This is a genomic window from Yersinia canariae (assembly GCF_009831415.1).
Taxonomy (GTDB): Bacteria; Pseudomonadota; Gammaproteobacteria; order Enterobacterales; family Enterobacteriaceae; genus Yersinia; species Yersinia canariae.
Map to the genome: position 1 here is coordinate 833,880 of NZ_CP043727.1, position 11,563 is coordinate 845,442.

The following is an 11,563-nucleotide window of genomic DNA, read 5'->3' on the forward strand; positions in this document are numbered from 1 at the left end:
ATGGTTGATTATCAGGGTAAAAAAGTGGTCATTATCGGGCTGGGGCTAACCGGCCTTTCCTGCGTTGATTTCTTTATTGCGCGTGGCGTAACGCCGCGTGTTATGGATACCCGTATCAATCCTCCGGGCCTGGATAAGTTACCCGAAAATGTCGAGCGCCATGTGGGTGATTTGAATCAGCAGTGGCTATTGGAAGCTGATTTAATTGTTGCCAGCCCCGGTATTGCGCTGGCTCATCCCGCGTTGAGTGAGGCAGCCGAAGCCGGTGTTGAGATTGTCGGTGATATTGAACTGTTCTGCCGTGAAAATCAGTCACCGGTGGTGGCGATTACTGGCTCTAACGGTAAAAGTACCGTGACGACTTTGGTCGGCGAGATGGCAAAAGCTGCTGGCTGGCAGGTCGGTGTGGGCGGCAATATCGGTGTTCCGGCTCTGACGTTATTGAAACAAGAAAACCAATTGGTGGTGTTGGAGTTATCCAGCTTCCAGTTGGAAACCACCTCAAGTTTGCGCGCCAGTGCGGCCACCATATTGAATGTCACGGAAGATCACACTGACCGCTATCCGTTCGGATTGCAGCAATATCGCGCAGCTAAATTGCGCGTATATGAAAACGCTAAAGTTTGTGTCGTGAATGCCGATGACGCGCTCACCATGCCGGTGCGTGGCGCTGATAGCCGCTGTGTTAGTTTTGGTGTGGATGTTGGTGATTATCATCTGAATAAGCAGCAGGGCGAAATTTGGCTGCGGGTTCGTGGTGAGAAAGTGCTTAATACTCGGGAAATGAAATTAACCGGGCGGCACAACTATACCAATGCGCTGGCCGCGTTGGCGCTGGCTGATGCGGTTGGTATCCCGCGCTCATCAAGCTTGATTGCATTGACCACGTTCACGGGTTTACCACACCGTTTCCAATTGGTGTTCGAGCACAATGGCGTGCGTTGGATTAATGATTCCAAGGCCACCAACGTGGGCAGCACTGAAGCGGCATTGGATGGCTTACAAGTGGATGGCACTTTGCACTTGCTATTGGGTGGTGACGGGAAGTCGGCAGATTTCTCCGGGTTAACCCGCTTTTTGCAAGGCGACCATATCAAGATTTATTGCTTTGGCCGTGATGGTGAGCAACTGGCTGAACTGCGTCCGGAGGTCTCTCAACTGACTGAGACGATGGAGCAAGCTATGGGGCTACTGGCAAAATCATTAGCACCGGGAGATATGGTGTTATTGTCGCCAGCTTGCGCCAGTTTGGACCAATTCCGCAGTTTCGAGCAACGCGGTGATGAGTTTGCTCGCCTGGCAGAGGAGTTGGGCTGATGCGCATGCCGGGGCTAGGGCTGTTTAATACCGTAAAACACTATGTGATGGGGTCGCGGGAGAGCGACACCACCAGCATGATACTTTACGACAGAACCTTGCTGTGGCTGACATTCGGTTTGGCGATTATTGGTTTTGTGATGGTGACCTCGGCGTCAATGCCGATTGGTCAGCGTCTGGCCAGTGACCCTTTCCTGTTTGCCAAGCGTGATGCGCTGTATCTGGCACTGGCATTCGGTTTGTCGCTGGTCACTCTGCGTATCCCGATGGAAGTTTGGCAGCGCTATAGCAACATTATGTTGCTGATTTCAATTGTGATGCTGCTGGTGGTTTTGGTCGTGGGCAGCTCGGTCAACGGAGCATCCCGCTGGATTTCACTCGGGCCGCTGCGTATTCAGCCTGCTGAATTATCCAAGTTGTCGCTGTTTTGTTATCTGGCCAGCTACCTGGTGCGTAAAGTTGAAGAGGTGCGCAGTAACTTCTGGGGCTTTTGCAAACCGATGGGCGTGATGGTCATTTTGGCAGTATTACTGCTGGCGCAGCCCGATTTAGGCACCGTGGTGGTGCTGTTTGTTACCACGCTGGCGATGCTGTTTTTAGCTGGGGCCAAGATGTGGCAGTTTTTAGCCATTATCGGCTCCGGTGTGTTTGCCGTTTGTCTGCTAATTATTGCCGAACCTTACCGTATGCGCCGCGTGACATCATTCTGGAATCCGTGGGCTGATCCATTCGGCAGCGGTTACCAGTTGACCCAATCATTAATGGCCTTTGGTCGTGGTGAGTTTTGGGGGCAAGGACTGGGAAATTCAGTACAGAAATTGGAGTATTTACCGGAAGCACATACTGACTTTATTTTCTCGATTTTAGGCGAGGAACTCGGGTATTTCGGTGTGGTTCTTGCATTGTTAATGGTATTCTTCGTCGCTTTTCGTGCTATGTCCATCGGGCGTCGTGCATTAGAGATAGATCAGCGATTTTCCGGCTTTTTGGCCTGCTCGATTGGCGTCTGGTTTAGTTTCCAGGCTCTGGTTAACGTTGGGGCTGCTGCCGGGATGTTGCCAACCAAAGGTTTGACTCTCCCTCTGATAAGTTACGGCGGGTCGAGCTTGATTATTATGTCAACTGCGATAGTGCTGTTGTTACGTATTGATTTTGAAACACGTCTGGCAAAAGCTCAGGCGTTTGTAAGGAGTGCCCGATGAGTGGCAAGACCAAGCGTTTAATGGTGATGGCGGGTGGCACTGGGGGGCATGTCTTCCCCGGCTTGGCCGTTGCACATCATCTGATGGCGCAAGGCTGGCAGGTGCGTTGGTTAGGTACCGCAGACCGAATGGAAGCGTCATTGGTACCCAAAAATGGCATTGAAATTGATTTTATTCAGATTTCTGGTTTACGCGGCAAGGGCTTGATGGCCCAACTGACCGCCCCAGTGCGTATTTATCGCGCGGTGCGTCAGGCCAAGAAAATTATGCGTGATTACCAGCCAGATGTCGTGCTGGGAATGGGCGGTTATGTTTCTGGCCCTGGTGGTTTAGCCGCATGGCTGTGCGGGGTTCCGGTGGTTTTGCATGAGCAAAATGGCATTGCGGGTTTGACTAACCGCTGGCTGGCTAAAATCGCTAAAAAGGTTTTACAGGCGTTTCCCGGCGCATTCCCAAATGCCGAAGTGGTGGGTAACCCGGTTCGTACCGATGTGTTGGCCTTGCCACTGCCAGCTGAGCGTTTAGCAGGTCGTGAAGGGCCGATTCGGGTGTTAGTTATTGGTGGTAGCCAAGGCGCGCGCGTGCTCAATCAAACTATGCCGCAGGTTGCTGCAACATTGGGTGAGCAAATAACGGTTTGGCACCAAGTTGGTAAAGGCGCGTTACCCGAGGCACTGCAAGCTTACCAACAAGCAGGGCAGGGTGATAAGCATCAGGTGGTCGAGTTTATTGATGATATGGCTGCGGCTTATGCCTGGGCTGATGTGGTGGTGTGCCGTTCGGGGGCGCTGACGGTCAGCGAAGTGGCAGCCGCAGGGTTACCGGCGATTTTTGTTCCTTTCCAGCATAAAGACCGGCAGCAATATTGGAATGCCTTGCCGCTGGAAAAAGCCGGGGCGGCCAAAATTATCGAGCAACCGCAATTTACCGCGCAAGCAGTGAGTAGCCTGTTAGCCGAGTGGGACCGCGCAACATTATTAGCCATGGCCGAGCAAGCAAGGCTCGTGGCGATCCCAGATGCAACTGAGCGAGTGGCTGCTGAAGTGGTCGCTGCCAGTAAGTGATTGTTAGATAGAGATAATGAACAGTTGGCAGTTAGATGATGCGGGCTGTGAATATGCAACAGACAAAAAAGTGAAGAAAAACGTGAATACACAACAACTAGCGAAACTACGTACTATCGTGCCCGAGATGCGTCGCGTCCGGCACATTCACTTTGTTGGCATCGGTGGTGCCGGCATGGGTGGTATCGCTGAAGTGTTGGCAAACGAAGGTTATCAAATTAGCGGTTCAGATTTGGCTCCCAACCCGGTGACTCAGCATTTGACGTCATTGGGCGCACAGATTTATTTCCATCACCGCCCAGAAAATGTGCTGGATGCCAGTGTGGTGGTGGTTTCAACGGCAATTTCGGCGGATAACCCAGAGATTGTCGCGGCTCGCGAAGCGCGTATTCCAGTGATTCGTCGTGCAGAAATGCTGGCAGAACTGATGCGCTATCGCCATGGCATTGCGGTTGCTGGTACGCACGGTAAAACAACCACCACCGCGATGGTTTCCAGTATTTACGCCGAAGCGGGTCTGGACCCAACATTTGTGAATGGTGGTTTGGTTAAAGCGGCAGGGACTCATGCGCGCTTAGGATCCAGCCGTTACCTGATCGCAGAGGCTGATGAGAGTGATGCGTCATTCCTGCATTTGCAGCCAATGGTGGCGATTGTCACTAATATCGAAGCCGACCATATGGATACCTATCAGGGCGACTTTGAGAATTTAAAACAGACATTTATTAACTTTTTGCACAACTTGCCATTCTATGGCCGCGCGGTGATGTGTATTGACGATCCGGTGGTGCGTGAGTTGCTGCCGCGTGTTGGTCGCCATATTACTACTTATGGTTTTAGTGATGATGCTGATGTGCAGATTGCCAGCTATCGGCAAGAAGGCCCACAGGGGCACTTCACACTGAAGCGTTTGGATAAGCCGTTGATGACCGTGACCTTGAATGCACCGGGCCGTCATAACGCGCTGAATGCGGCCGCTTCGGTGGCGGTGGCTACCGAAGAAGGTATTGAAGACGATGACATCCTGCGCGCACTCGCTGGGTTCCAGGGAACAGGTCGCCGCTTTGATTTCCTCGGTAACTTCCTATTGGCACCGGTGAATGGCAAAGAGGGCAGTGCGATGCTGGTAGATGACTATGGTCATCACCCGACAGAAGTCGATGCCACGATTAAAGCGGCACGTGCTGGCTGGCCGGACAAACGTATTGTGATGGTTTTCCAGCCGCACCGTTATACCCGAACTCGTGATTTGTATGACGACTTTGCTAATGTCCTGTCGCAAGTCGATGTTTTACTGATGCTGGATGTGTATGCCGCCGGTGAACCGCCAATCCCAGGGGCTGATAGCCGCTCTTTGTGCCGTACCATCCGCAATCGTGGCAAGCTGGACCCTATTTTGGTGTCAGACAGCGACACCGTTCCAGAGGTGTTAGCGCAATTACTGAATGGCGATGACCTAATTCTGGTTCAAGGGGCTGGCAACATTGGTAAAATTGCCCGGAAATTGGCTGAGCTTAAATTACAGCCACAGACAAAAGACGAGGGACATCATGGCTGAGAAAGTTGCGGTACTGCTGGGTGGAACCTCTGCTGAACGTGAAGTGTCATTGCTATCAGGTCAGGCAGTTTTAGCAGGCCTGAAAGAAGCGGGTATTGATGCGCATGGCATTGATACTAAAGACTTCCCGGTAACTCAGCTTAAAGAACAAGGTTTTGATAAGGTCTTTATTGCCCTGCATGGCCGTGGGGGTGAAGACGGTACGCTGCAAGGTGTGCTGGAGTTTCTGCAACTGCCCTATACCGGCAGCGGCGTGATGGCATCGGCGCTGACGATGGACAAATTACGCACCAAATTGGTGTGGCAAGCCTCGGGTTTGCCAATTTCTCCTTATGTCGCGCTAAATCGTCAACAGTTTGAAACACTTTCGTCAGAGGAATTGGCGGCATGTGTCGCTAAGCTTGGCCTGCCGTTAATCGTTAAACCAAGTCATGAAGGTTCTAGCGTAGGGATGAGCAAGGTTGAAAGGGCGAGCCAATTACAAAATGCCTTGGTTGAAGCTTTCCGCCACGACACTGATGTTTTGATTGAAAAATGGTTGAGTGGGCCGGAATTCACGGTCGCCATCCTCGGTGATGATGTTTTACCGTCGATCCGAATTCAGGTTCCCGGCGTATTTTATGATTATGAAGCGAAATATTTGTCTGATGAGACTCAGTATTTCTGCCCAAGCGGCTTAAGTGCTGAGTTAGAGCAACAATTAGCGACATTGTCGTTACAGGCTTATCAGGCATTGGGTTGTCGTGGGTGGGGCCGGGTTGATGTTATGCAAGACAGCGATGGCAACTTCTACCTGCTTGAAGTGAATACTTCACCGGGTATGACCAGCCACAGTTTAGTGCCGATGGCTGCCCGACAATATGGGTTGAGTTTTTCCCAGTTAGTGGCCCGAATTCTGACGTTGGCTGACTGATATGTCGCAAGCTGCCCTAAATGCGCGTGAACGCGCGGCTGAAAACAGCGCAGCCCGGCGCAGTAACGGAGGCCAATTAGCAGGGCTGATTTTCCTGCTGATGGTGCTGGGAACCATCCTCTGGGGGGGCTGGGTGGTGGTGGGGTGGATGAAAGACGCCAGCCGATTGCCACTGTCAAAATTGGTGGTGACCGGTGAGCGCCATTACACCACCAATGATGATATTCGCCAGGCTATTTTGGCGTTGGGTGCTCCGGGGACTTTCATGACGCAGGATGTGAATATCATCCAGCAGCAGATTGAAAGGCTCCCTTGGATTCAGCAGGCCAGTGTGCGTAAACAATGGCCGGATGAGCTGAAAATCCATCTGGTGGAGTATGTGCCTTTTGCCCGCTGGAATGATTTGCATATGGTTGATGAGCAGGGGCGGTCATTCAGTGTGCCGTCCGAGCGAGTCGGCAAACAGAAATTGCCACTACTGTATGGCCCGGAAGGCAGTGAACAGGATGTTCTGGAAGGCTACCGGGCAATGAGCAAAGTGTTAGCGGCCAATAAGTATCAGCTGAAAATGGTGGCGATGAGCGCCAGACATTCTTGGCAATTGGCCTTAGATAATGATGTTCGGCTGGAGCTGGGACGAGATAACCGAATGGGGCGTTTGCAACGTTTCATTGAGTTGTATCCGATGTTGCAACAGCAGCCAGATAAACGGGTCAGTTATGTTGATTTGCGATATGAAACAGGAGCTGCAATAGGTTGGGCTCCGGTATTTATCGGCAGTCAGGGTGGTGAGCCACCAATAAATGGCCAGCAGAACAGTAATCCGCAACAGAATCAGGCACAGGCAAAACAACAATGATCAAGTCGACGGACAGAAAACTGGTAGTAGGTCTTGAGATCGGAACGGCAAAGGTCTCCGCATTGGTAGGGGAAGTTCTGCCCGATGGCATGGTCAATATTATTGGGGTAGGCAGTTGCCCATCCCGTGGCATGGATAAGGGTGGGGTTAACGATCTTGAATCGGTGGTGAAATGCGTACAGCGCGCTATCGATCAGGCCGAGTTAATGGCGGATTGCCAAATTTCATCTGTCTATCTGGCATTATCGGGTAAACATATCAGTTGTCAGAATGAAATAGGGATGGTTCCTATTTCAGAAGAGGAAGTAACTCAGGAAGATGTAGAAAACGTAGTGCATACCGCGAAGTCGGTACGTGTGCGTGATGAGCATCGTATCCTGCACGTTATTCCGCAGGAATATGCTATCGATTATCAAGAAGGCATCAAAAATCCTGTTGGTCTTTCTGGTGTGCGGATGCAGGCCAAAGTACATCTGATTACCTGCCATAACGATATGGCGAAGAATATTGTTAAAGCGGTGGAGCGCTGTGGTCTGAAAGTGGACCAATTGATTTTCGCCGGTTTAGCCGCAAGTTATGCAGTATTGACCGAAGATGAACGCGAGTTGGGTGTCTGTGTGGTCGACATCGGCGGTGGCACCATGGATATGGCGGTTTATACCGGTGGGGCGCTGCGCCACACCAAAGTAATCCCTTACGCCGGGAATGTGGTCACCAGTGACATCGCGTATGCCTTCGGAACGCCGCCAACAGACGCGGAAGCGATTAAAGTTCGACACGGCTGTGCGCTCGGGTCGATTGTCAGCAAGGATGAAAGTGTAGAAGTGCCAAGTGTTGGCGGACGCCCTCCGCGTAGTCTGCAAAGACAGACGCTCGCTGAGGTTATAGAACCACGCTACACCGAGTTGCTGAATTTAGTTAATGACGAGATTTTACAATTGCAGGAGCAATTACGTCAGCAAGGCGTGAAGCATCATCTGGCAGCCGGTATTGTGCTGACAGGCGGAGCTGCACAAATTGATGGTCTGGCTGAGTGCGCTCAACGGGTATTTCATGCCCAGGTTCGTATCGGCCAACCGCTCAATATCACCGGGCTGACGGACTATGCACAGGAACCTTATTACTCCACTGCTGTTGGGTTGTTGCACTATGGTAAAGAATCTCATCTCAGTGGTGAGTCAGAAGTAGAAAAACGTGCCTCAGTGGGCAATTGGTTTAAACGTATCAATAGCTGGCTGAGAAAAGAGTTTTAATGTTTCAACAAAGAGATCATGCTGAACATATTTTTTGATCTCGAAGCGACAGGCACAAAACGGAGAGAAACTATGTTTGAACCTATGGAACTAACCAATGACGCGGTGATTAAAGTCATCGGCGTCGGTGGTGGCGGTGGTAATGCCGTCGAACACATGGTGCGCGAACGCATCGAAGGTGTTGAATTCTTCGCCGTTAATACAGACGCTCAGGCGCTACGTAAGACGGCTGTTGGCCAAACCATCCAGATTGGTAGCGGGATTACCAAAGGTTTGGGTGCTGGCGCGAACCCAGAAGTGGGTCGTAATTCAGCAGAAGAAGACCGTGAAGCACTGCGTGCCGCTCTTGATGGCGCGGACATGGTCTTTATCGCCGCAGGTATGGGCGGTGGTACAGGTACTGGCGCTGCTCCTGTTGTTGCTGAAGTGGCAAAAGAACTGGGTATTCTGACAGTTGCTGTGGTTACTAAGCCTTTCAATTTCGAAGGCAAGAAGCGCATGGCATTTGCTGAGCAGGGTATTGCTGAACTGTCCAAGCATGTGGACTCACTGATCACTATTCCGAACGATAAGTTGTTAAAAGTTCTGGGTCGTGGCATCTCTTTATTGGATGCATTCGGTGCAGCTAATGACGTATTGAAAGGCGCTGTTCAGGGTATCGCCGAGCTGATTACCCGCCCAGGTCTGATGAACGTCGACTTTGCTGACGTGCGTACTGTGATGTCCGAGATGGGTTATGCCATGATGGGCTCCGGTGTGGCTTGTGGTGAAGATCGTGCTGAAGAAGCAGCAGAAATGGCGATTTCCAGCCCGTTGCTGGAAGATATCGACCTATCTGGTGCTCGTGGTGTGTTGGTCAACATCACGGCTGGTTTCGATTTGCGTTTGGATGAATTCGAAACTGTGGGGAATACAATCCGTGCATTTGCGTCTGACAATGCGACCGTTGTTATCGGGACATCGTTAGATCCAGAAATGAACGACGAACTGCGTGTGACTGTGGTTGCAACCGGTATCGGCATGGATAAACGCCCTGAAATCACGTTGGTTACCAACAAGCAGACTCAGCCTGTTATGGACCATCGTTACCAGCAGCATGGCATGTCACCTTTACCTCAGGAAGTTAAGCCTGCGGCTAAAGTGGTCAATGACCCAACTGCTCAAACCAATAAAGAGCCCGATTATTTAGATATTCCGGCGTTTTTGCGTAAGCAAGCCGACTAATTTCTGAAAAAATTGGAATCTCCGCTCTTTGTGCTAAACTGTCCCGCCGATCTTGTTATAAACTGGGTCGGTAGGATGGACAACATTGCGAGATAAAACGATGATCAAACAAAGGACTTTAAAACGTATTGTTCAGGCGACTGGCGTCGGTTTGCACACCGGTAAGAAAGTCACGCTGACAATGCGACCCGCGCCGGCTAATACCGGGGTCATCTATCGTCGCACTGACTTGAATCCACCGGTTGATTTTCCGGCAGATGCAAAATCCGTGCGTGATACCATGCTCTGTACTTGCCTGGTCAATGAGCATGACGTGCGTATTTCTACTGTTGAGCATCTCAACGCTGCTCTGGCAGGGTTAGGGATTGATAACATTATTATTGAAGTTAACGCTCCCGAAGTCCCTATTATGGACGGTAGTGCCAGTCCATTTGTGTACTTGCTGCTGGATGCGGGTATCGAAGAGTTAAACTCTGCGAAGAAATTCCTGCGACTGAAAGAGACTGTGCGGGTTGAAGACGGTGATAAGTGGGCTGAATTGTCTCCATTTAATGGATTCCGTTTAGATTTTACCATTGATTTTAATCACCCGGCGATTGATTCAAGTACGCAGCGTTACCGTTTAGATTTCTCGGCCGATTCATTCGTCCGTCAGATCAGCCGTGCGCGTACTTTTGGTTTCATGCGTGATATCGAATATCTGCAGTCCCGTGGTTTGTGCCTGGGCGGCAGTTTCGATTGTGCCATCGTGGTGGATGATTACCGCGTGCTAAACGAAGATGGCCTGCGCTTCGAAGATGAATTTGTTCGTCACAAAATGCTGGACGCTATCGGCGACCTGTTTATGTGCGGCCATAATATTATTGGCGCATTTACTGCGTACAAATCTGGTCATGCATTAAATAACAAGCTATTGCAGGCTGTTTTAGCTAAGCAAGAAGCATGGGAATTTGTGACGTTCCAAGACGAAGCCGAAATGCCATTGGCTTTCAAAGCTCCGTCTACAGTATTAGCTTACTAAATTTATTTATCACTTTTGGTTGCGTTGGCACTCTCTCCGGCCAACGCAGCCAATCGTTCCAATATTGTCCTCAGTTTTTCAGGGCTACGGCTCGCTAATCCTCTTAATTCCTTAGCGCTTTCCAAACTTAGATGACGTAATGGCGGCGATTTCTCAGGATCTTGTGAAGATTTTGCGGCATCTTGCGTTATGTTATGGCCGCGGGCCATTAACGACGGATTAATCCTGATGTCGATTGAAGACAATGATGGTAGAATTTGCGCTCGTAGCGCAGAGAGTAACGCCGGTTGTTCATAACGCAAGCGCATTAACCAACTGGCATTCGCGGTCTCTAGCACTAAAACACTCTGTCGATAGTTAGCGACACGGCACCACGGCTGCAATTGTGAGGGGAGCAATCCTTTTACCGCACGGTTAAGTTTTAACAGTGCAGTAGCGCGTTGTTGTACGTTATGCAGCGGTCCGTTTTCTGCTGCAATGGCATCATCGAACAGAACATCTAATAATTGTGGGCGGCTTTCACGCATTGACAAGGCTCCGGCGGATTTTAAACTCGTGATCGGTATTCTAAATCGTTGGCGACAATTTGGCAGACGTTATTTCTGGCCGCATCTCCTTTTGGGGATGGTAGCGGCGAGTCTTGGCGTGCCATCAAACCTGTCTGGCATTCCTGATCAAGCAGCAATACCGAACACATCATCAAGCCAAAGCCGTCAGAATTACGGTGCGACAAACTTTACTAGTTTGGCATTGCTACATGATATGCATCGTCGCCCTTCATTCAGCGTAGACTACTGGCAACAGCATGCACTGCGCACGGTTATTCGTCACCTTTCATTTGCACTGGCACCTCAAGCGGCATATGCACGGGTGCAAGAGGTGGTTGAGACTGATCAGGAAGAACCATTGCAAATTCAGCAGCTTGCACTGCTGAATACACTAAATGCGTTACTGACCCACGAATTCAAACCACCCGCAATTATTCGCTATACCGAGCAGGTTAAACGACCTGTTCTTTCGTTACACAAACCGGGGCTCTGGCTTGCACAAGTGCAAGGTATCCGTGCCGGGCCTGCCAATCTAAGCTAATTATTCTCTTGGTTTACCCCAATTTTATACAACCTTTGGCCGCCGGTTTGGTGGTCTTGTAAG

At 50.6% G+C, this 11,563-nt stretch carries 11 protein-coding genes; 10 read left to right on the forward strand and 1 reads right to left on the reverse strand.

Features of this window, described 5'->3' with window-relative positions; all coding sequences use genetic code 11:
* From murD to lpxC, 9 genes are all read left to right on the forward strand, one after another.
* Positions 1-1,317 (forward strand): UDP-N-acetylmuramoyl-L-alanine--D-glutamate ligase, encoded by a 1,317-nt coding sequence (gene murD / locus F0T03_RS03890; protein WP_159677267.1) that lies wholly within the window; start codon positions 1-3, stop codon positions 1,315-1,317.
* A complete protein-coding gene (gene ftsW / locus F0T03_RS03895; RefSeq protein ID WP_145554375.1) occupies positions 1,317-2,519 on the forward strand; it encodes a cell division protein FtsW in 1,203 nt (400 codons plus the stop codon). The genes murD and ftsW overlap by 1 nt, the downstream gene beginning before the upstream one ends.
* Positions 2,516-3,583 carry an undecaprenyldiphospho-muramoylpentapeptide beta-N-acetylglucosaminyltransferase gene (gene murG / locus F0T03_RS03900; RefSeq protein ID WP_159677268.1) on the forward strand — a complete coding sequence of 356 codons (1,068 nt, stop codon included), beginning with the start codon at positions 2,516-2,518 and terminating at the stop codon, positions 3,581-3,583. The genes ftsW and murG overlap by 4 nt, the downstream gene beginning before the upstream one ends.
* 82 nt (positions 3,584-3,665) lie before the next feature.
* Positions 3,666-5,141: a UDP-N-acetylmuramate--L-alanine ligase gene (murC, locus tag F0T03_RS03905; RefSeq protein ID WP_159680661.1), complete on the forward strand. Its 1,476-nt coding sequence runs from the start codon at positions 3,666-3,668 to the stop codon at positions 5,139-5,141.
* A complete protein-coding gene (locus F0T03_RS03910; protein WP_159677269.1) occupies positions 5,134-6,054 on the forward strand; it encodes a D-alanine--D-alanine ligase in 921 nt (306 codons plus the stop codon). Before murC ends, F0T03_RS03910 begins: the two co-directional genes overlap by 8 nt.
* Position 6,055: 1 nt before the next feature.
* A complete protein-coding gene (gene ftsQ, locus F0T03_RS03915; protein WP_145554372.1) occupies positions 6,056-6,913 on the forward strand; it encodes a cell division protein FtsQ in 858 nt (285 codons plus the stop codon).
* Positions 6,910-8,166 (forward strand): cell division protein FtsA, encoded by a 1,257-nt coding sequence (gene ftsA / locus F0T03_RS03920; protein WP_002210431.1) that lies wholly within the window; start codon positions 6,910-6,912, stop codon positions 8,164-8,166. The genes ftsQ and ftsA overlap by 4 nt, the downstream gene beginning before the upstream one ends.
* Before the next feature lie 72 nt (positions 8,167-8,238).
* Positions 8,239-9,390 carry a cell division protein FtsZ gene (gene ftsZ, locus F0T03_RS03925; RefSeq protein WP_145554371.1) on the forward strand — a complete coding sequence of 384 codons (1,152 nt, stop codon included), beginning with the start codon at positions 8,239-8,241 and terminating at the stop codon, positions 9,388-9,390.
* Positions 9,391-9,490: 100 nt separating this feature from the next.
* A complete protein-coding gene (lpxC, locus tag F0T03_RS03930; RefSeq protein ID WP_004389005.1) occupies positions 9,491-10,411 on the forward strand; it encodes a UDP-3-O-acyl-N-acetylglucosamine deacetylase in 921 nt (306 codons plus the stop codon).
* 2 nt (positions 10,412-10,413) lie between these two features.
* Here lpxC and F0T03_RS03935 read toward each other — a convergent pair whose 3' ends face one another.
* Positions 10,414-10,938 (reverse strand): DUF721 domain-containing protein, encoded by a 525-nt coding sequence (locus tag F0T03_RS03935; RefSeq protein ID WP_162526868.1) that lies wholly within the window; start codon positions 10,936-10,938, stop codon positions 10,414-10,416.
* Between the two features lie 28 nt (positions 10,939-10,966).
* On the opposite strand from F0T03_RS03935, the gene secM reads away from it, so the two are divergent.
* Positions 10,967-11,500 carry a secA translation cis-regulator SecM gene (secM, locus tag F0T03_RS03940; RefSeq protein WP_145554369.1) on the forward strand — a complete coding sequence of 178 codons (534 nt, stop codon included), beginning with the start codon at positions 10,967-10,969 and terminating at the stop codon, positions 11,498-11,500.
* Positions 11,501-11,563: the final 63 nt, after the last annotated feature.

Coding starts and splice junctions, on each gene's coding strand:
- murD (WP_159677267.1), top strand. CDS start 1: ATGGTTGATTATCAGGGTAAAAAAGTGGTCATTATCGGGCTGGGGCTA.
- ftsW (WP_145554375.1), top strand. CDS start 1,317: ATGCGCATGCCGGGGCTAGGGCTGTTTAATACCGTAAAACACTATGTG.
- murG (WP_159677268.1), top strand. CDS start 2,516: ATGAGTGGCAAGACCAAGCGTTTAATGGTGATGGCGGGTGGCACTGGG.
- F0T03_RS03910 (WP_159677269.1), top strand. CDS start 5,134: ATGGCTGAGAAAGTTGCGGTACTGCTGGGTGGAACCTCTGCTGAACGT.
- ftsQ (WP_145554372.1), top strand. CDS start 6,056: ATGTCGCAAGCTGCCCTAAATGCGCGTGAACGCGCGGCTGAAAACAGC.
- ftsA (WP_002210431.1), top strand. CDS start 6,910: ATGATCAAGTCGACGGACAGAAAACTGGTAGTAGGTCTTGAGATCGGA.
- ftsZ (WP_145554371.1), top strand. CDS start 8,239: ATGTTTGAACCTATGGAACTAACCAATGACGCGGTGATTAAAGTCATC.
- lpxC (WP_004389005.1), top strand. CDS start 9,491: ATGATCAAACAAAGGACTTTAAAACGTATTGTTCAGGCGACTGGCGTC.
- F0T03_RS03935 (WP_162526868.1), bottom strand. CDS start 10,938: ATGCGTGAAAGCCGCCCACAATTATTAGATGTTCTGTTCGATGATGCC.